Raw genomic sequence first — 19,862 nt, forward strand, 5'->3', positions numbered from 1 at the left:
GGTTTTGAGAAACCGACTTCACTTGTTTAAAACCGACTTCACCTGTTAGTGTCGGCCTCCTCGACCGCCGCCACTAAACCCACCTCGGAATCCTCCACCTCCATAGCCATAACTTCTTGGTGCCGAAAACGACTGATACGACTGACGAGTTTGGGGTCGTGCTTGATACGTCCGCGCTGATTCGTTGCGGTAGTTTTGGCGCCCTATATTTCCAGCCGACATACGAGGACTAGCAGGACGTGGCATGTTCAAAATTCGGTTTTCGGGAGAAAAACCAGAACGATGAGCGTAATAACCAGCAGGGTAACGACGCACGTAAAAAGAGTTGTTTAACCAAGGACGTCGAATGCCTTGATTAAGCATGACGATATAGGCCGAATTAAGGTTTATCCCAGCATACATACTTGGCAAAAAGGCCGATGAAGCCCAAATACCCGCATTGTTGTACCAAAATAATTGAGACGACAAGTCGTAATACATGCCGTAATCGGGCAAATAATAGTACTGAACACCCGCGACCGCAGCGCCTTGAGGAGCCCAAGTGGGAGGTACGTAGCTTTGGTAAGTAGTACCCGAAGCGATTGTATAGGTATTAGGCGAACAAGAATCGAGGGTAAAAAGGGTAACGAAAGCGACTACCCCTATGCCGATAAATCGACGTACCCCTTGAAACGGAGCGTGCTTTAGCGTTTTCATGACACAGTTTGTTTTAATGGATAATACTTGGTAAACATTTTACGGACACTCGAATTGATTTGGTTTTGGATGCGGTTGATTTTACCGCTCAACGTGCCCTGGGCCACCCCTTCCCAAAGTACTTCTTTGGTTTTGGCATCCAGAATGTCAATGACAAGCGTTCCTTCGGTGTATTGGGTTTGGTAAGGATAACCTCCTCCACCCCAGCCCATCATGCCGTAAGGGTAAAAACCGCCCCAACGCCCCCATCCACCGAAGTAGGGATAAAAACCACCTGAGTAATTGGTGCGGCGTTGTTGCTGGGTGTAAGTATGAAACTGAATGAGTGCATCAGGTGCCTCTTCGTCTTCCTTCATTCCACGGGTGAGCAACTCCGTCCCCACTGACTGCTTGACGGTGGCCGAAAGCAAATCGCTATTATACATCGGATTAGGCCCCGCTTTGACGTCAGGACGTAACCAAGCAAAGGTTTTGTACTTACCCAAATCAGCAGCGGGGTTGATTCCTGCACTTACTTGGGCGAAAGCAGCTGAAACAGTCAGGGCAATCATCCCGAAAACCACTGACCCCATTTTTACGAACTTTTCCATTGTTTTCTAGCTATTAATTGGGTTATTTTCATGACCAAAACAATACCACAATTCTGTAGAAAATCTGTAGAAAACTGCATTTCACCGTATTTTTTTAAGTTTTAATCACTTTTTTATCTCAGTTCATTATTAATTACCCGCAGATGCCGCTGAATAGTACAAACGCAGATTTCCGCTGAAAAAAGACTTTGTCAACCCATTCTTCTGCGGCATTCTGCGGCTCTACATCTGCGCTTATCTGCGGGTAAAACTTTAAACACAGGCTTACACAACACTTCCTCCTCAAAATGCGTAAATGTGTTTGTAAGAAAATTTGGTAGAGATTATGAAAATCTTAATCATTGAAGACGAAGAATCTGTAGAAAACTGCATTTCACCGTATTTTTTTAAGTTTTAATCACTTTTTTATCTCAGTTCATTATTAATTACCCGCAGATGCCGCTGAATAGTACAAACGCAGATTTTCGCTAAAAAAAGACTTTGTCAACCCATTCTTCTGCGGTATTCTGCGGCTCTACATCTGCGCTTATCTGCGGGTAAAACTTTAAACACGGGCTTACACAACACTTCGTCCTCAAAATGCGTAAATGTGTTTGTAAGAAAATTTGGTAGAGATTATGAAAATCTTAATCATTGAAGACGAAGAATCATTGGCACATCCATTGCGCGAATACCTAGCCAGCGAAGGCCACGTGTGTGAGTGGGTTTCGACTTATCAGGCTGCCGAAGAAAAAATTGGCGTGTATGACTACGACTGCGTGTTGGTTGACATCATGCTTCCTGGCGGCTCAGGGCTCGATTTGGTCGATTTGCTCAAAAAAACGCAGTCACAGGCGGGAATTATCATCATTTCGGCCAAAAATGCCCTCGACGATAAAATTTTGGGGCTCGAACTCGGTGCCGACGATTATTTGACCAAACCTTTTCATTTGTCCGAACTGAACGCCCGCATCAAGTCCATCCAGCGACGGCGGCAGTTTGCGGGCAACCGTGAAATCAAATTCGGCGATATTCGCATGGTGCCCGATTCTAAAGAAGTATGGGTACATGATTCGGAAATTGTCCTCACCCGCAAAGAATACGATTTATTAATGTATCTGGTGGCCAATGCCAACCGCGTGCTGAGCAAAGGAGCCATTTCTGAGCATCTTTACGGCGATGAAATTGACCAAGCTAATAGCTTTGATTTCTTATATTCGCACATGAAAAATCTCCGAAAAAAACTATCCGAACATGGCTGCCCCGACTACATTCAAACGGTGTATGGGGTAGGTTATAAATTTGCCGCATGACGCTCATCACCAAAGCCACTCGCTCTTTTTTACTTGCTTGCCTTGTCGCCTTGGCCGTGGGGGGCGTGAGTTGCTTTTGGTTTTTGCACAAAATCATGGACAACGAAGCCTCCGAGCAGTTGCTCCACGAAAAAGAACAAGTGGAAGAGTATGTCAATGAAATTGGGGTTTTGCCCAAACGCTGGTTCTCCATTTCCGACAGCCTTTGGGCCGTTCGCACGCATCCTCCCGTGCCGATGGTGATGGGTGACACCGTTTTGTTTAGTACCATCCAAAAAGAATACCTAGCGTATCGTCAACTTAGTTTTGGGATTGCGACGCTCAACGGCTATTACCAAGTCAACATTCGAAAAGCATTGTACGAAACTCAAGGGCTTAAACAAGCCCTTTTGCTCGCCTTTTCGGGATTGAGTCTCGTCTTAGTCGGGCTGCTGTTTTTTATCAATTACCGTCTTTCAAGAAGCCTGTGGAAACCATTTTACCGCACCCTTGATACCCTCAAAACGTTCCAATTGGCACAAAAAGAGCCTTTAAAGTTTCGGAGAACGAGCATCACTGAATTTCAAACACTCCAGTCTAATCTGACGAAATTGACCAATCAACTTCGACAAGATTACCAAAGCCTTAAAACGTTTACCGAAAACGCCTCGCACGAACTCCAAACGCCGTTGGCCGTCATTGCGTCCAATTTAGACTTACTCATTCAAGCCCCCAACCTGACCGAAGAACAACTCGAACGCATTGGTAATCTGATTGAAACGGTGGGCAATTTATCCAAAATGAACCACAGTTTGTTGTTGTTAACCAAAATAGAAAACGGTCAATTTACCGACTCCGTGGAGCTTGATTTGAGTTCGTTGCTTTCAGAAAAAATCGACCTCTGGGAACCCCTCATTCAAGACAAGGGCTTGACCCTTCACCAACAGATTGCTCCCAATGTACGCCTCAACATCCATAAATTGTTGGTGGATGTGTTGTTGAACAACCTACTTGGAAATGCCCTCAAACACAACCAACCCAACGGCAGCATTCGGGTTGAACTTACCCAAAACACCCTTATTTTAACCAATACAGGCCCCCAACCTACCCTTCCCGTTGACCAACTTTGGGAAAGATTCAGCAAAGGTTCTTCCCGAACCGATTCCGTTGGGTTAGGGCTGGCGCTTGTCAAACAGATTGCTGATACCTACCATTTCCCTATTTCTTACCACTTCCAAGACGGTTGGCACCGCGTCCAACTCTCATTTAACATTTCTTAACACTCGGCCCTTCGTTTCTACAGAATCTCTACAAAATCGCGCCGTAATCTTGTTGCATCAATCGGCCACAAAGGCGTTGACAAACGATTCTTACAACCTAAAAAAAACGAAAAGCCATGAGTCAACATTGGAAACAGCTCGCCTTGGTAGGGTTAATCTCAGGGGGAGTTTCAGTGGGAGCCTTAGAATTGCTCCACCAAACAAATCAAAATGTCATATTGAAAGAAGCACCGTTAGCTTCGTTGGCCAAGCTCACTTCCGCAGGAGGCCCCGCTGGCGTGCCAGGTGATTTTACCTACGCCGCCGACGTTTCGATGCCTGCCGTCGTACACATTACCTCGACCATCAAAACGAGGGGAGAAAGTGCCCAAAATCTTCAGATTCCCGAAGCTTTCCGCGAGTTTTTTGGCGACCGCGCTCCCAATAGCCAGCAAGGCCCTCAAAAGCAGCAGGCGTCTGGTTCGGGCGTCATTATTAGTCCTGACGGCTACATCGTCACCAACAACCACGTGGTTGAAGGCGCTGAGGAACTGGAAGTTGTGTTGAACAACAAACACACGTACAAGGCCAAGGTGATTGGCACCGACCCTTCGACCGACTTGGCGGTGATTCAGATTCCTGCCAAAAACTTGCAGGCATTGACTTTTGCTAATTCTGACGCGGCAAAAATTGGTGAATGGGTGGTAGCGGTTGGGAATCCATTCAATTTGGAATCGACTGTAACGACGGGGATTATTAGTGCCAAAGGCCGTGGATTGGGTATCATTGGTCAAAAACAACAAAACGAATTTAGCGGCCCTGCGCGTAAAGGTGATTCTCCGCTTGAGTCCTTTATCCAAACGGATGCCGTCGTAAACCCTGGCAATTCGGGTGGTGCGTTGGTTAACCTCAAAGGTGAATTGGTAGGTATCAACACCGCAATCGCGAGCCCAACGGGTAGTTATGCAGGGTATTCGTTTGCCGTTCCTTCCAATTTGGTCAAAAAAGTGGCGGGCGACTTGATTAAGTACGGCAACGTACAACGTGGTTACTTGGGCATTATGCTCGACGAATTGGACAGCAAAAAAGCCGACGAATACGGCGTAAAAGAAACCGAAGGGGTGTACGTAAAATCGTTTTCGCCCAACAGTGCCGCCAAAGAAGCGGGTCTAAAACCTGGGGACGTGATTGTGAAAGTCGATGGTAACAACGTAAATACTGTACCTCAATTGCAAGAATTGATTGGTCGGAAACAACCTGGGGAATCGGCAAAACTCACCATTAGCCGCGACGGCAGTGTCAAAGACGTAGCCGTAACGCTTCGTAACCGCGACGGTGGTAATCAATTGTTGAAACCCGATGCCGCCGAAGTTGTCTTAAATGACCTTGGGGTTCAGCTCAACGACTTGTCGCCTCGTGAAAAAACAGTTTTGAAAGAAAATGGCATTGAAGGAGGTGCCAAAGTAGGCAACATCGAAGCTGGAAAGCTTTCAAGAGCAGGCGTACAAGAGGGATTCATCATCACCAAGTTGAACGGCAAAGTGATTCGTTCGGTACAAGAATTCAAAAACGCCATTGAAGGTAAAAAAGGAACAAGGGTTCAAATCGAAGGGATTTATTCCGACGAGCCCACCGACAGTTTTACGTTTGGATTTAACGTTTAAACGTAAATTCATGGCTGTGTTAAGAGAAGTAAACGCACTCGGCAGTTTGTCGAGTGCGTTTCTTTTATGACTATCGAGGACCTTTTTTACCCTCGTTACGTTTGGCATACCAAGGACGTTGTCCACTCTTTGCTTTGGCAGCACCTCCTTGTTCGGGAGCATTGCCCGACGGTTTGGGTCTCGACCTTTGGAAATTGTTTGATTTTTGAGTTGCGGCCTGTGGCTTTGGCTTAGCAACCTCATTTCCAGGCTTCTGACTCTGAGGATACGGATGTTCTTCGACAACAGGAATAACCTTATCAATCAATTTTTGAATATCTTTCAACGACTTACGTTCTTCCGTTTCGCAAAATGAGTAAGCCGTTCCCGAAGCTCCCGCCCGCCCTGTTCGTCCAATTCGGTGAACGTAGGTTTCGGGGATATTCGGTATTTCGTAATTGAATACGTGTGCCAATTCGTCCACGTCGATACCACGCGCGGCAATGTCCGTGGCTACCAAAACACGGGTAGTTTTTGCTTTAAAGTTATTCAACGCATTTTGGCGGGCATTTTGTGATTTATTTCCGTGGATTGATTCAGCTTTGATGTTATGTCGCATCAACACTTTCATCACTTTATCGGCGCCAAATTTGGTACGCGTAAACACCAATGCGTTTTCTATTTTCTTTTCTTCCAACAAATGAATCAACAAATTGGCTTTGTTTTCTTTATCCACAAAATACACCCACTGTTGAATCAAATCGACCGTTGACGATACGGGCGTCACTTCTACTTTTTCGGGTTCATGCAAAATAGTATCGGCCAATTTGACAATCTCGGGTGGCATCGTGGCCGAGAAAAACAGTGATTGACGGCGCGGAGGCAGCACGGCAATAACCTTCCGAACGTCATGAATAAAGCCCATGTCGAGCATTCGGTCGGCTTCATCCAACACAAAGATTTCGAGGTATTTAAGGCTTACAAAACGTTGGGCCATCAAGTCCAGCAAGCGCCCAGGCGTTGCCACCAGAATGTCCACACCGTTGTGAAGGGCATCCGTCTGACGAGCTTGTTTTACCCCGCCAAAAATAACGGTATGTTTCAAACCCGTATAACGGCCATAAGAGGCCAAACTTTCCCCGATTTGAATCGCTAACTCGCGGGTTGGCGTCAGAATGAGCGCTTTAATGGCACGTTGTTTGGAATTTCGATGCAACTGCCGCTCCGACAAAAGTTGAAGAATTGGAATGGCAAAAGCGGCAGTTTTCCCCGTTCCCGTTTGGGCACATCCGAGCAAATCTTTTCCGCTTAAAACAATCGGAATGGCTTCGGCCTGAATCGGGGTTGGAGTTTCGTATCCCTCGGCCGTTAGTGCGCGGCGAATAGGGTCAATTAATTGAAGTGAGTCAAATGTCATGTAATCTTGTATAAATAAAAAGCGTGGAAAGTAGCTACTTCCCACGCGCATCGGGTAACTATACCGCAAAGATAGGTAAATAATTACAACGACTTAATTTTTAAATTCTTCCAGTTCACTTTGATGCCTCCACCGTCGTGAATTTGAAGGGCAATTGACCCGTTTCCAGCGCCAATTTTCTCGTCGTTGATGTCCACCATTTCGTGTCCGTTCAACCACGTACGAACGCGCGGCCCTTCTGCTCTGATTTTAAGGGTATTCCATTCGCCAAATTTCAAAAAGCCTTCTTTCTCATCGGGAATCTGAATCAACCAACCACGGCCGTACGATTCGTAAATTCCGCCCGTATCGTGGTTTGGAGGGGCTACTTCTACCTGCCAGCCGCTAATTTTAGTGCTACCATCAGGAATATTTGAACGAATAAACACACCACTGTTGCCGTTGGCACCTTGTTTGAAATCGACCGAAAGTTCAAAGTTCTTGTAGGTTTTGGTCGTTGCTAAGTACCCATAACCTTTGTCAGGACCACTTTCACAGATCAATTCGCCGTCTTGAACGTACCATTTTTCGGTACCATATACCTTCCAGCCTGTGAGGTCTTTACCGTTAAATAAATTTTCTTTTTTTTGAGCCATGGCCCCCGTTGTCAACGCCAACGAGCAGGCAGCAATTAGAAATGGATTGCGTAGTTTTGAGAGAAACATTGCTTTAAAGGATAAACGGTTCGTGTAAATAATTGTCATTGCAAAACAAGTCTTTTTTAACGTGAAAACCTCATTTTTTCTTACCTCCGCCCTCATTATTGGTAGCTTTTTTTCAATAAAAGCGCAAGATAATGCCCCCATTAGCCTTCAAGAACTTTGGAAATCGGACACGCTCCTTCGCACGCCCGAGTCGGTTTTGTACGACCCCAAAGGAAAACAATTGTTTGTGGCCAACATCAACAAAATGAACGTTGATAACCCCGACGGTGACGGATTTATCTCGATTTTGAGCACCGATGGAAAAATCAAAAACCTCAAATTTACGACAGGGCTTAATGACCCCAAAGGCATGGGTATTGTAAAAAAATCGTTGTTTGTGGCTGATTTAAAAGACCTTGTCGAAATCGACTTAACCTCAGGAGCTATTCTGAAACGTCACGCGGCCGTTGGTTCGGTGATGCTCAATGACGTTAGCGTAAGTCCCAAAGGCGAAATTTTTGTCAGTGATTCGCGGGGTCATAAACTGTACCGATACGCCGATGAAAAATTAGAATTGTTTCTGGATGACCCCAATTTGCAAGGCCCTAACGGCGTTTTTGCCGAAAAAAAGCACCTGATTGTCGCTTCCGCAGGAACAGGCAATTTGTGGAGATTGGATTATGACACCAAAAAATTCAGTTCGTGGGCCATGACCAACAAAACCGCCGATGGGATTCTTCGTCATGGTGATAACTACTTGATTTCGTGCTGGCACGGTGAAATTTATTGCGTCAAACCAGATGGTAAAGTATGGAAACTCATCGACAGCAAAAGTCCGCAAGTGAATACGGCTGATTTTGGGTTTATTCCGAATAAAAAAACGGTTTTAGTCCCTAACTTTTATAAAAATACGGTGACTGCTTACGTGATAAAATAGTATTTTTGAACCATATAAGACATATAAGGGATTATAAGAAAACCTTCTATGCTCTTATATGTCTTATATGGTTCAACACATCCAAAAATGGAAATTTTCCTCAGTCTCTGTTTGGGCGTCGGCTTAGCGGCTTGTTCAGGTTTTCGGGTGTTTGTGCCCCTACTCATCACCAGCTTGGGCATTCATTTTGGCCTCGTCAATGTCGATACAGGCTTTGAATGGATGGGAACGTGGGCGGCCATCGCAGTACTAGCCAGTGCAACCGTACTTGAGATTGGCGGCTATTACATTCCTTGGGTCGATAATTTGCTAGACACCATCGCCACCCCCGCCGCCGTAGCCGCAGGCACGCTATTGACCACTTCTTTCATCGAAATTGACAACCCATTATTACAGTGGGGCTTAGGAATCATTATGGGTGGAGGAACGGCAGGCTTCATCCAAGCAGGAACGAGCCTGGTCCGACTGGCTTCCACCAAATTCAGCGGGGGGCTGGCCAATCCCGTCGTCTCTACCGTCGAAAATATCACCGCCATCGGCTTTTCACTTTTTACCTTTTGGTTGCCCGTGGTCGCTTTTGTATTGGTCGTTTTATTTATCGTTTGGTTATTACAAAAGTTACTAGCTCGAAAAAGTAAAACCACTTAAATCTAGGCTTTTAGCCTTATACGCGTCTCTGCCTGCAAAAAAAGAAACATGAAAACCAACCGTCGCGACTTCGTCAAACAACTTGGAATTGTATCGGCTTCTACGGCCGCTGTTCCTCACTTCAATATTATTAAAAGCCTAAACGACAACAAAATCCGAATTGCTACCATCGGAATGGGGATTCAGGGTTTTCAGGACACCAAAGCCGCCTTACGCACCGATATGTGTGAGCTAGTTGCGGCGGCTGACTTGTACGATGGACGGCTCGCCCACGTAAAAGAAACATTTGGTAATCACGTATTTACCACCCGCGACTACCGCGAAGTGCTCGAACGAAAAGACGTGGATGCGGTTCTCATCGTGACACCCGACCACTGGCACGACCGCATTTCGATGGCCGCCCTCAAGAAAGGCAAACACGTTTACTGCGAGAAACCGATGGTGCAAAACATCGAAGAAGGAGCGGCTGTCATTGCCGCCGCAAAAGCCGCAGGAAAGGTCATGCAAGTTGGTAGTCAACGCATTAGCGGGGCCGCTTTTCAAGAAGCAAAACGATTGGTGGAAGCGGGCGATATTGGAAACATTAACTTTATCGAATCCACCAACGACCGTTTCAACGCCATTGGCGCGTGGCAATATTCCATTCCAACCGATGCCTCTCCCAAAACCATCGATTGGGAAACCTTTCTAGGCGACGCCCCCAAACGTGCATTCGACCCCGTTCGCTTTTTTCGCTGGCGCAACTACCGCGACTACGGCACGGGTGTAGCAGGCGATTTGTTTGTCCACCTCATTACGGGCGTTCACTTTGTGACAGGTTCGTTGGGGCCTAGTCGAATCTATTCCTCAGGACAACTTTCGTACTGGAAAGACGGCCGCGACGTACCTGATGTAATGGTGGCAAGCATGGAATACCCCGCGCAAGGCAAATTTGATGCCTTCCAAATGGTGTTACGGGTTAATTTTGCCAACGCAGGTTCCATCAAAAACGTTACCCGCATCGTTGGCAACGAAGGTGAAATTACGTTTGGCGGTGATTCGCTCACCCTTACCAAGCGTAAATTGCCAGCTGCACCAGGCTATGGCAATGGCGAAAGTTTCGGTACGTTTTCGGACGCCCAACAAAAAGAATATCTAGCGGCCTACGACGCCAAATACCCCGCCGATTCGCGCACACCTGAGCCTGTCAAAGAAGTAAAATTTGACGCTCCCCAAGGCGATGACGCCCATAAAAACCACTTTGCTAACTTTTTTGAAGGCATCAAAGATAATAAACCAGTGATCGAAGGGCCGTTGTTTGGTTTCCGAGCGGCGGCGCCCGTGTTGGCCTGTAACAAAAGCTATTTTGAGAAAAAAGTAGTAAAATGGGATGCCAAAAATCTCAAACTTTTACCGTAGCGAATGCTCTTACTCATTCTAACTACAACGACTTTGGCGATTGGGATTAGGATTTTGGTAAACCCTTTATCCAACGTTTTCCAAAAATACCTAACCCAGCGCCAAGCCAATCCTTTGTTTATTGTCACTTGTACCTACGGGGTTCTCAGTTTGGGTTGTCTCGGTTACTTATTGGCAGCTCCCCCCTCCAACCTACCCAACTCTTTTTGGCAAAACTCCCTTATTTTTAACATGTTAGCAGTAGGAGGCAATTATTTTTTGGTCAAATCCCTCCAACACGGCGATTTATCAGTTTTGGGCCCAGTCAATGCCTACAAGTCGTTAGTCAGCCTAATTTTTGGATTGTTTTTATTGGGAGAAATTCCCAATCGTTGGGGTGTTGTAGGAATGTTATTGATTGTCGCGGGAAGCTATTTTGTCTTGAGTCAATCGGGTTCTACACATGCACTGAGCTGGAAATTATTCCAACAACCCGAAGTACGTTACCGTTTTTTCGCCCTGTTTCTTTCCGCCACGGATGCCTTATTTTTGAAGAAAATCATCATCGCTACCAACCCCACGTTGGCGTATGTTTCATGGTGTATTGGGGGCTTTTTTTTCTCGTTAATTGGGTTGCTTTTTCTACAAAAAAACGAACCACTTTTAGCTCAATTTCAAGCGTTTAAAGCTTATAAATGGCATTTCTTAGCCTTAGCTATTTCAACGGGGTTGATGCAACTTTCGACCAACTTTGCCTTTGAAGGCATTCAAGTAAGTTACGCCTTAGCTTTGTTTCAAATTTCAGCCTTGGTAAGTGTGTTTTTTGGCGTTCATTTTTTTCAAGAAACCCAGTTGTGGAAAAAACTAGCAGGGGCGTCGGTCATGGTGCTAGGTGCTGTGTTGATTATTTTGTTCAAATAGGTCAGACGGTAGTCAGACCGTACCTAGCTAATCGGTCAGACGGTAGTCAGACCGTACAAGCAAGCCAATTTATTCGGTCTGACTATCGTCTGACCTATGATACCGATGATAATCCTAAGCCCGCTTTGTCTGTTAGACTTAATAAGCCATTCTCCAGCACAAAACCACCCGAAACCACGTCTTCGGCGAGGTCAAAACTTCCGTCTAAATCCAAAAAACGGGTAGTGGGGCAGGCAAAAGCAGCGTGCAAAGCCGCCGTAATGCTAACGATGCTTTCGTCGTTACAGCCCCAAAAGAGATCAATAGCTGCGTTTTTGGCAATGGTAGCAATCTCAAAAGCATTGAGGATTCCGCCGCACTTCATGAGTTTAATATTAAAAACGCCAAACGGCTGAGGGTGTTGCGCCAGTGTTAACGCCGCCTTGGCATTTTTGAGCGATTCGTCCGCGACGAGGTTCTTTCTTAATTCGGCATCAAGCGATAAAAGCGAAGCCTCCTCTCCTACCACTAGCGGTTGTTCGATGACCTCAATCCCCACTTTTTCGGTTGCTTTGCTAAATCGTTTCAATTCTTCCAAACTGTAGCCTTGGTTGGCATCCACCCGAATTTTAAATGAAGAACCGTAGTTTTCGTGCAGTCGTAAGACCCGTTCAACATCTTCTTCCACCACCTCTCCCGTCTTGATTTTCAACACTTTAAAGCCTAACCTTCGGTATTCTTCGGCTTCTTTCAGCGTTTCTTCTACCGACATAATCCCGATGGTAACGGAGGTAGGAAGTGAGGTTATTTTTTGACCGTATAACGCCACAACGGGGATTCCAAGGTACTGCCCAAACGCATCGTGAAGCGCAATATCCACCACGGCTTGCGTACCAGGAAGCATTGGAAAAACTTGACAAGTTTCAAATATCAATTGCCTAAAATGACGAATATCCCGACCGACAAACCTTTGAAAAAAATCCGATTGCAATTGGGCAAACGTCTGCGTTCCTGTTTCTCCGACCACTTCTTCCGCTGGGCTGGCGGCTCCAAGCCCGACGATGCCGTTTTCAAGTTCGATTTCCAAGAAAACATTTTCCGCGTCCGTAAACGTATAGCCCGCAATGGCATAAGGTTTACTCAATGCCAATTTCTTGAGGAAAGGTCGGACGCGGGCAATTTTCATAAAGTGTTGATTTTATACCAAAAGTAGTTGAAGCTGCTCCACAATTTCCTGAACCCCTTGTTCCAAAGGCAACACCACAGGAACAGCCAACCGTAAACGGTATTCTTGCTGAAAATCAAGGGCTTCCTTTTCTGTGCAACCTTCCGTATTTAGGGCTAATGCAAGTACTTTTGACCCGAATTTTTCAATGATTTCAATTTCAGACTCCACCGACGGGATTTTACCCCAATGCGCCTCATTGTCAAAATAAATACGTTTTGGGGCGTGTACCAACACCACGTACTTGGCTTGACCCGAAATCAAAAACTCCAGTCCACACGGGCCGCTGGGGTTTCGGAGCGACGATTGGCCTTCTACCAAAATCAGGTCGGCCTGGGTTTCTTTCCAACACGAAACAATGGCGTGTTCGACCTCACCCGACACAAAATCGTTGAGGGTTGAGTCAAAAATAAAACCGTATTTTCCGCCCTGCAACCAACCCGTTTGCCCCGTATAAATCATTTGGGCGTTGATGTTTTGTGATCCACAAGCTTGACGAATCAACCTTGCCGTGGTGCGTTTGCCTAGTGCACAATCCATCCCAATTACCGCTACAATTGGACAACTTACGTCGTAAATTTCTCCCGTCCAAAAATGCAAATCTTTGCGGGCTTTGGGTTTACGAACGTCGATAAGTTGAACATTGTGTTGGGCAGCAAGCACCGCAATTTCAGGTTTTTCCGACAAATATTCGTGCAAACCATTCACAATAGAAAGCCCCTTTTTGATGGCATCCTCTACAATCGTGAGCATATCAGGTGGCAAAACCCCTCCCACTGTCGCTACCCCAATGATTAGATAATCAACTGACGGTAACTGCTTTAAACTCTCCGACAAGCTACTAAAAATGGGGATATTGCGACTTTTGCCGTCCAATACCTCACCTGCATCTTGTCCAGCGGTGGGTGCGTCAATCACTCCCACGATGGTGTATCGCTCCGTGCCACGAATCAGACCGTGAGCCGTTTTGGCGTCGTTGGTACTTAGAAGGCCATTGGTTAAAATGAGCGCATTGTTACTTTTCATTTTATTGCGCTGATTTGATAAATGATTGAAGTTGAGCCGTGTATTCGTCGATTTGCTGCTGTTTTTGTTCCGCCGTCCAGCCCAATTCTTGCGCCATCAAATCGGCCACAACGGGCAGGGCTTCCATAACAGCCTCCCAATCCAGAATTTCCAAACGCGTACGTCGCGCAAACACATCCCGCAAGGTCAAGGCCATTTCTTCCCGAACTTGGTAAATAACCTCCGCTTGAATAAATGGGTATTTGTCCACCAAGCGCTGCGCCCAAAGAATATTTTCTTGCGTCAGACGCGCAACTTTGTGCGCCCGACTTCCGTACTTACGAATGAGATTTTTGGCTATATCTTTGGCCAAACGATATACCGTTTGAATAATTTTCCAATCTTCAAACGCATAATCTTCACCACCAACTAAGAGATGTTGAGCCGTTGTACATTCACGGTCAACGCTCAGCAATTCACAGGCTTTGTCGATGGTATCTTTGGCCATATAACGGTAAGTTGTCCATTTTCCTCCCAACAAACTTACCAAATTCGACGCAGGATCGTGTTCAACTTCGTGGTCACGAACCAGCTTTTTGGTAGAGGCCGACTCACTCGCCGCCAGCAAAGGTCGCAGTCCACCAAAGCCTGCTTTTACCTGAGACTTATCGGGGCGTTTGGCCAAATAACGAGTAAGCGTATCCAACAGGAAATCAACCTCTTTGTCATCCAAAATAGGTTCTTTGTCCAAATCTTTATAATCCGTATCGGTTGTTCCTAACAACAACTGCCCCTCAAACGGAATCGCAAAAACGACACGCCCATCGCTCGTTTTTGGAATCAGCATGGCATCATCACTTTTCAGCACTTCGTACGGCAACACTACGTGCACCCCTTTACTCGGACGAATACGTTTTGATAATTTAGGATTGGCCATCAATCGAACGTGATCCGCCAATGCCCCCGTACAATTGATAAATAATTTTGCTTTTATCCCAAACGTAGCCTCCCCTTCGGTGGGTCTTACTTGCGCTTCGGTCAGCTTGCCATTGGTATCTTTTTTTACCCCCACTAACTCCGTATAATTGGCCACGGCAACCCCTGCTTCTTCGGCTGCGTGGGCCAAGGCAAGGCAATAACGCGCGTCGTCGAGCTGTCCGTCAAAATACAAAACCGCGCTGTGCAATTTTTTAGCATCCAACGAAGGCATTCGCAAGAGGGTTTCTTTTTTGCTCAACCAACGGCTTTTGGGCAACGCATCTCCTTTGGCAAAAAAGTCGTACATCCGCAATCCAATCGTAAAATACAACCCTTCAAACCAGCTAAAAACGGGCGTCAGTAGGGGCAACGGTCGGGCCAAATGCGGGGCATTTTGGAGCACAATTTGGCGTTCTTCTAATCCGTGACGTACCTGTTTTAACTGAGCAAAATCTAAGTTTTTAAACGCTTGTTCAAGGTAACGTACTCCCCCATGAATCAGCTTGGTCGATTTCGACGAAGTTTCGGAGGCAAAATCTTTTTTTTCAATCAATGCCACCTTAAAGCCGCGCAGTGCCGCGTCGAGCGCACAACCTGCCCCGCTGGCCCCGCCTCCAATGATACAAATATCAAACGTTTCATTTTGAAGGCGTTGCAAATTTTTTGAACGATTCATGGGAATGAGTTTTTAGTGTAACGTTATAGCTTTTCTAGTCGGGCAACGCCTTCCGTGATACCCACGACGTGGCAGACCAGTTTTTTGTTAAACTGCGCGCGGTAGGCCACCGTCATCTTTTCGATAAAAGAGTCCACTTGCGCTGTTTCGACGATATTAATGGTACAGCCGCCAAAGCCACCGCCCATCAAACGAGCCCCTAAAACTTCGGTCAGCGCAACCGTTTGTTCTACCAAAAAATCAAGTTCTACGCAACTCACTTCATAATCCTCACTCAATCCCGTATGCGTTTCGTACATTTTTTTACCAAAAGCCACTAAATCACCCCGTTGCAAATCTTCACACGCACTTACCACTCGCTCAATTTCGCCCGTCACGTACCGACAACGACGATAAACATTTTCAGAAAAATCGGCTTTATGCGCTTCCACTTGGGCCAACGTCACATCCCGTAAGCTGGCAATAGTCGGGTAAAATTGCTGTAAAATGGCCACACCTTGCTCACATTCTTGGCGGCGGGTATTGTAGGCTGAATCGGCCAACGTATGTTTTACCCCCGAGTTGCAGAGCACCAACTGATAATTTTCAAAATCGAAGGGAAAATATTCAAACGTCAAATCGCGGCAATCAAGGCGAATGACGGAATTAGCTTTGCCGTGGATAGACGCAAACATGTCCATAATCCCACACTGAAGTCCAGCGAAGTGATGTTCAGCCCGTTGCGCAACAAGAGCGAGTTGTAAACGCGGGATTGCCAACCCAAATAACTCACTTAACGCCCATCCCATTCCACTTTCCACTGCTGCCGACGACGAAAGACCCGCTCCGTTTGGTACATCACCCCCAAAAGCAACCTCAAAACCAGTCGGAATGACATACCCGTCCGTTATCAGTTCGCTCGTCACACCAATGAGGTAATTGGCCCAACTTTTGGGGCATTTATTGAGCGAATCAACGCTAAACTCAAACGTATCGTTCAAATCTGCGGCATATACCTTACAAAGTCGGTCGGTGCGGGGGGCGATGGCGAAGTAAATCGCTTTGTCGATAGCCGCGGGCAGCACAAACCCATTGTTATAATCGGTATGTTCGCCAATAAGATTGATGCGACCAGGGGCACGCACGACGAAAGAAGGAGTTTTTCCAAAAATTTGTTGAAAGTCCTCGACAATTTTTTCTGAATACAAATACACGCTAAATAGTTGGTTTGTGGGTCTTTAGTAAGTCACAAAAATAGGCAGATTCGGGAGGGATACACAATTTTTGGGGAGAATGTTGTTAAAAGTCGCAAAAACATTTATTTTTGCACCCGCGTTCGACAAGAACAGGTCCCGTAGCTCAGCTGGATAGAGCAACAGATTTCTAATCTGTCGGTCTTAGGTTCGAATCCTAACGGGGTCACTCAAACAACAGTTCCCATCGCAAAAGTGCCTTAAATTTATTTTAGGGCACTTTTTGTTTTTCTAACCAGCCTCCTCTTCTCAAATCAAACTGCTCTTTAATTCCAAAATGGTACGATTTAAAGCATGATTACTTAGTAGATCTACTGGATCCTAAAACGTTTCAATTCCAAAATGGTACGATTTAAAGTAACCAGTACGTTTTCCGAGTGCGTCAACGGCATAGGTGTTTCAATTCCAAAATGGTACGATTTAAAGATGCGGTATCCGTAGTCTTTGTCTTCTACAGGGTCGTTTCAATTCCAAAATGGTACGATTTAAAGTGTTGTTTAAGTTCTGCGTAGTGCTTTACGCTTTCGTGTTTCAATTCCAAAATGGTACGATTTAAAGGTCTATGGCGATGTACAAGGTGTTGCATGGTTGCTGTTTCAATTCCAAAATGGTACGATTTAAAGCTCTCCCTCCTTGGTTGACAAATGGGTTGTATGTTAAGTTTCAATTCCAAAATGGTACGATTTAAAGTGGTGATGCCCTCGGAGCGCGGTCGTAAAATCATTACACGTTTCAATTCCAAAATGGTACGATTTAAAGCGGTTATCAATAACGAAGTGAGCTACGAGATTATGTTTCAATTCCAAAATGGTACGATTTAAAGTCTCGAAGGATTCCACGGTGCAGTTTTCGGTATTCTGAAGTTTCAATTCCAAAATGGTACGATTTAAAGCTTCTTTAGCTAACCACGCGGGATGATACTCTTTTAGTTTCAATTCCAAAATGGTACGATTTAAAGATGAAGAAAAAGGCGCAATACGACCACCAAAATATGTTTCAATTCCAAAATGGTACGATTTAAAGTTGTCGGCTAAAATTTCAGGATTGCAACGCGCATTCACGTTTCAATTCCAAAATGGTACGATTTAAAGGGCGCCCCATTCTAGCACTCTAACCGTAGGTTCTAAGTTTCAATTCCAAAATGGTACGATTTAAAGTTTTTTCTTTGGAAGGATTCAGCGCGGTTTATGAATAAGTTTCAATTCCAAAATGGTACGATTTAAAGTACTAAAAGGCTCAAAGGGTGGACGCATCGACTTGTTTCAATTCCAAAATGGTACGATTTAAAGTCTTTGCAATTTTAAAAGGTCGGCGATTCGTATGCCCGTTTCAATTCCAAAATGGTACGATTTAAAGTACGGTCAAGGAGCCAATGGGAAGGGGGGAGTTGTGTTTCAATTCCAAAATGGTACGATTTAAAGGATGAATAAGTTTTGTCGGCAGGTAAAGGCGTTACAGTTTCAATTCCAAAATGGTACGATTTAAAGCTCCTTTACACGAAAACAATGCAGCGACGAGCGCCATGTTTCAATTCCAAAATGGTACGATTTAAAGTCTACCGCGCCCTGCACGATTTGCTTTTCGATTCGCCTGTTTCAATTCCAAAATGGTACGATTTAAAGACGGCTTTTTCTGTTTACAAAAACTGATGGTCGTTACGTTTCAATTCCAAAATGGTACGATTTAAAGCCTCGTCAATACCCTCGACATCGACGAGGTCTTCGTGTTTCAATTCCAAAATGGTACGATTTAAAGTTGAGCCATGCGAAATTACAGAGGCAAAGGATTTGTTTCAATTCCAAAATGGTACGATTTAAAGCAGAGCCGACCAAAACTAACACTCCGTCAATCTAGTTTCAATTCCAAAATGGTACGATTTAAAGAAAAGCCTACGCCTGTAACCCGTCGAAAGAACTGTTGTTTCAATTCCAAAATGGTACGATTTAAAGAATGACCTTTTATGAACGAGACGCCGTACTTTTGCTGTTTCAATTCCAAAATGGTACGATTTAAAGCTAGGTTCGTAAGATTACATCCTTTGACTGTTTTCCCGTTTCAATTCCAAAATGGTACGATTTAAAGAACTCGAAATCGAGGGCATTTTGTACTACCAAGTCGCGTTTCAATTCCAAAATGGTACGATTTAAAGTGGTCGATGGTGACGTATGAAAACTTCGAGGCGTGTTTCAATTCCAAAATGGTACGATTTAAAGATAAATTCAGAAAGGGCGTCGGGTGTTAGTTTTATGTTTCAATTCCAAAATGGTACGATTTAAAGTTGTCAAAGAAGTACAGGATTTTACCCTCTTGCTCTGTTTCAATTCCAAAATGGTACGATTTAAAGATTTGCGGATCGATTTGTCCACGGATACGGTCGGACAGTTTCAATTCCAAAATGGTACGATTTAAAGCCAACAGGGGTGACATTTGATTTAAGAGGCGCAACACGTTTCAATTCCAAAATGGTACGATTTAAAGAACGAGATGCCACGCCCGCGTGTTTGTCGAGACATGTTTCAATTCCAAAATGGTACGATTTAAAGTCTTGCCGCCCCTCGCGTGTGTGTACGTGCGCTGTTGTTTCAATTCCAAAATGGTACGATTTAAAGCCAGTCGCAATTTTTATCTGAGCGGCGAGGATACGCGTTTCAATTCCAAAATGGTACGATTTAAAGCACTCAAAGAGCGCTACGCAACAGAGCTAGTAGGCGTGTTTCAATTCCAAAATGGTACGATTTAAAGTCAGACCATCGTCGAATCCTTTCGTCAGGGAGCTTTGTTTCAATTCCAAAATGGTACGATTTAAAGGGAACGCGATTTATTTTATTGATTTTCAATTATTGTTTCAATTCCAAAATGGTACGATTTAAAGATGCCCCTTTTTCCGTAATCGCCCATGTAGTCAATGTTTCAATTCCAAAATGGTACGATTTAAAGACCCAAACCCCGTACTTTCCTATTCAATCGCCTAGTTTCAATTCCAAAATGGTACGATTTAAAGGGAGGAGGGGAGGCCAAGGGTTTTGCAGGCTTTTTGTTTCAATTCCAAAATGGTACGATTTAAAGACGGTTACTGATTTAGGGTCTTTGATAGACTTCACTGTTTCAATTCCAAAATGGTACGATTTAAAGCAACTAGCGGAACTACTGCAAATGCGCTATTCTCGTTGTTTCAATTCCAAAATGGTACGATTTAAAGGAAAATCTGCCAACAATCAACAGTCTCGAACTGTCGTTTCAATTCCAAAATGGTACGATTTAAAGGTGCAATAGAAAATAACAGGTACTATGTTGGCCTGTTTCAATTCCAAAATGGTACGATTTA

General features: G+C 45.0%; 15 protein-coding genes, 1 tRNA gene and 1 CRISPR repeat array (1 of these 17 only partly in view). Of the genes, 8 read left to right on the forward strand and 8 right to left on the reverse strand.

The annotated features are described in order from the left end of the window. Positions 1-45 precede the first annotated feature (45 nt). Positions 46-696: a hypothetical protein gene (locus tag AC23N5_RS09510; RefSeq protein WP_183972747.1), complete on the reverse strand. Its 651-nt coding sequence runs from the start codon at positions 694-696 to the stop codon at positions 46-48. Next, positions 693-1,286 carry a DUF4136 domain-containing protein gene (locus AC23N5_RS09515; RefSeq protein WP_487755378.1) on the reverse strand — a complete coding sequence of 198 codons (594 nt, stop codon included), beginning with the start codon at positions 1,284-1,286 and terminating at the stop codon, positions 693-695. Before AC23N5_RS09515 ends, AC23N5_RS09510 begins: the two co-directional genes overlap by 4 nt. 617 nt (positions 1,287-1,903) lie before the next feature. Here AC23N5_RS09515 and AC23N5_RS09520 point away from each other — a divergent pair. The 3 genes from AC23N5_RS09520 to AC23N5_RS09530 all read left to right on the forward strand — a co-directional run bounded on the left by AC23N5_RS09520 (position 1,904) and on the right by AC23N5_RS09530 (position 5,480). After that, complete coding sequence (locus AC23N5_RS09520; RefSeq protein ID WP_487755379.1) at positions 1,904-2,578, forward strand: response regulator transcription factor; 675 nt, start codon at positions 1,904-1,906, stop codon at positions 2,576-2,578. Then, on the forward strand, positions 2,575-3,837 hold the full coding sequence (locus tag AC23N5_RS09525) for a sensor histidine kinase (RefSeq protein ID WP_487755380.1): 1,263 nt from the start codon (positions 2,575-2,577) through the stop codon (positions 3,835-3,837). The genes AC23N5_RS09520 and AC23N5_RS09525 overlap by 4 nt, the downstream gene beginning before the upstream one ends. Positions 3,838-3,953: 116 nt before the next feature. Next, the gene (locus tag AC23N5_RS09530; protein ID WP_487755381.1) at positions 3,954-5,480 is read left to right on the forward strand and encodes a Do family serine endopeptidase; all 1,527 of its coding nucleotides are present in this window, start codon (positions 3,954-3,956) and stop codon (positions 5,478-5,480) included. A gap of 70 nt (positions 5,481-5,550) precedes the next feature. Here the strand turns inward: AC23N5_RS09530 and AC23N5_RS09535 are convergent, their stop codons facing one another. Both AC23N5_RS09535 and AC23N5_RS09540 read right to left on the reverse strand, forming a co-directional pair. Continuing rightward, entirely contained in the window at positions 5,551-6,876 is a 1,326-nt protein-coding gene (locus AC23N5_RS09535; protein WP_487755382.1) for a DEAD/DEAH box helicase, read from the reverse strand. Positions 6,877-6,959: 83 nt separating this feature from the next. Beyond that, complete coding sequence (locus tag AC23N5_RS09540; RefSeq protein ID WP_183972735.1) at positions 6,960-7,580, reverse strand: 3-keto-disaccharide hydrolase; 621 nt, start codon at positions 7,578-7,580, stop codon at positions 6,960-6,962. 61 nt (positions 7,581-7,641) lie between these two features. Here AC23N5_RS09540 and AC23N5_RS09545 point away from each other — a divergent pair, with 61 nt between their 5' ends. The 4 genes from AC23N5_RS09545 (at position 7,642) to AC23N5_RS09560 (ending at position 11,442) form a co-directional block, all read left to right on the forward strand. Beyond that, complete coding sequence (locus AC23N5_RS09545) at positions 7,642-8,496, forward strand: SMP-30/gluconolactonase/LRE family protein (protein ID WP_487755383.1); 855 nt, start codon at positions 7,642-7,644, stop codon at positions 8,494-8,496. A gap of 87 nt (positions 8,497-8,583) precedes the next feature. Further along, entirely contained in the window at positions 8,584-9,144 is a 561-nt protein-coding gene (locus AC23N5_RS09550) for a DUF4126 domain-containing protein (RefSeq protein ID WP_487755384.1), read from the forward strand. Positions 9,145-9,192: 48 nt separating this feature from the next. Continuing rightward, complete coding sequence (locus AC23N5_RS09555) at positions 9,193-10,542, forward strand: Gfo/Idh/MocA family protein (RefSeq protein WP_183972729.1); 1,350 nt, start codon at positions 9,193-9,195, stop codon at positions 10,540-10,542. 3 nt (positions 10,543-10,545) lie between these two features. Beyond that, on the forward strand, positions 10,546-11,442 hold the full coding sequence (locus AC23N5_RS09560; RefSeq protein ID WP_487755385.1) for an EamA family transporter: 897 nt from the start codon (positions 10,546-10,548) through the stop codon (positions 11,440-11,442). A gap of 94 nt (positions 11,443-11,536) precedes the next feature. On the opposite strand, the gene AC23N5_RS09565 is transcribed toward AC23N5_RS09560, so the two are convergent. From AC23N5_RS09565 to galK, 4 genes are read right to left on the reverse strand one after another with little or no spacing between them, the layout of a single operon-like run. Next, positions 11,537-12,607 (reverse strand): mandelate racemase/muconate lactonizing enzyme family protein, encoded by a 1,071-nt coding sequence (locus tag AC23N5_RS09565; protein ID WP_487755386.1) that lies wholly within the window; start codon positions 12,605-12,607, stop codon positions 11,537-11,539. A gap of 12 nt (positions 12,608-12,619) precedes the next feature. After that, a complete protein-coding gene (locus tag AC23N5_RS09570) occupies positions 12,620-13,672 on the reverse strand; it encodes an N-acetyltransferase DgcN family protein (RefSeq protein ID WP_487755387.1) in 1,053 nt (350 codons plus the stop codon). A 1-nt stretch (position 13,673) separates the two neighbouring features. Then, complete coding sequence (locus tag AC23N5_RS09575) at positions 13,674-15,305, reverse strand: glycerol-3-phosphate dehydrogenase/oxidase (protein WP_487755388.1); 1,632 nt, start codon at positions 15,303-15,305, stop codon at positions 13,674-13,676. Between the two features lie 23 nt (positions 15,306-15,328). Further along, complete coding sequence (galK, locus tag AC23N5_RS09580; RefSeq protein ID WP_487755389.1) at positions 15,329-16,498, reverse strand: galactokinase; 1,170 nt, start codon at positions 16,496-16,498, stop codon at positions 15,329-15,331. A gap of 134 nt (positions 16,499-16,632) precedes the next feature. Between galK and AC23N5_RS09585 the strand changes: the two genes are divergently transcribed. Next, positions 16,633-16,706, forward strand: a tRNA-Arg gene (locus AC23N5_RS09585). A 94-nt stretch (positions 16,707-16,800) separates the two neighbouring features. Beyond that, positions 16,801-19,862: a CRISPR direct-repeat array (repeat unit 30 nt; unit sequence GTTTCAATTCCAAAATGGTACGATTTAAAG); it runs 267 nt beyond the window's last position.

The organism is Runella sp. R5_40 (genome assembly GCF_057652295.1).

Coding starts and splice junctions, on each gene's coding strand:
- AC23N5_RS09510 (WP_183972747.1), bottom strand. CDS start 696: ATGAAAACGCTAAAGCACGCTCCGTTTCAAGGGGTACGTCGATTTATC.
- AC23N5_RS09515 (WP_487755378.1), bottom strand. CDS start 1,286: ATGGAAAAGTTCGTAAAAATGGGGTCAGTGGTTTTCGGGATGATTGCC.
- AC23N5_RS09520 (WP_487755379.1), top strand. CDS start 1,904: ATGAAAATCTTAATCATTGAAGACGAAGAATCATTGGCACATCCATTG.
- AC23N5_RS09525 (WP_487755380.1), top strand. CDS start 2,575: ATGACGCTCATCACCAAAGCCACTCGCTCTTTTTTACTTGCTTGCCTT.
- AC23N5_RS09530 (WP_487755381.1), top strand. CDS start 3,954: ATGAGTCAACATTGGAAACAGCTCGCCTTGGTAGGGTTAATCTCAGGG.
- AC23N5_RS09535 (WP_487755382.1), bottom strand. CDS start 6,876: ATGACATTTGACTCACTTCAATTAATTGACCCTATTCGCCGCGCACTA.
- AC23N5_RS09540 (WP_183972735.1), bottom strand. CDS start 7,580: ATGTTTCTCTCAAAACTACGCAATCCATTTCTAATTGCTGCCTGCTCG.
- AC23N5_RS09550 (WP_487755384.1), top strand. CDS start 8,584: ATGGAAATTTTCCTCAGTCTCTGTTTGGGCGTCGGCTTAGCGGCTTGT.
- AC23N5_RS09555 (WP_183972729.1), top strand. CDS start 9,193: ATGAAAACCAACCGTCGCGACTTCGTCAAACAACTTGGAATTGTATCG.
- AC23N5_RS09560 (WP_487755385.1), top strand. CDS start 10,546: ATGCTCTTACTCATTCTAACTACAACGACTTTGGCGATTGGGATTAGG.
- AC23N5_RS09565 (WP_487755386.1), bottom strand. CDS start 12,607: ATGAAAATTGCCCGCGTCCGACCTTTCCTCAAGAAATTGGCATTGAGT.
- AC23N5_RS09570 (WP_487755387.1), bottom strand. CDS start 13,672: ATGAAAAGTAACAATGCGCTCATTTTAACCAATGGCCTTCTAAGTACC.
- AC23N5_RS09575 (WP_487755388.1), bottom strand. CDS start 15,305: ATGAATCGTTCAAAAAATTTGCAACGCCTTCAAAATGAAACGTTTGAT.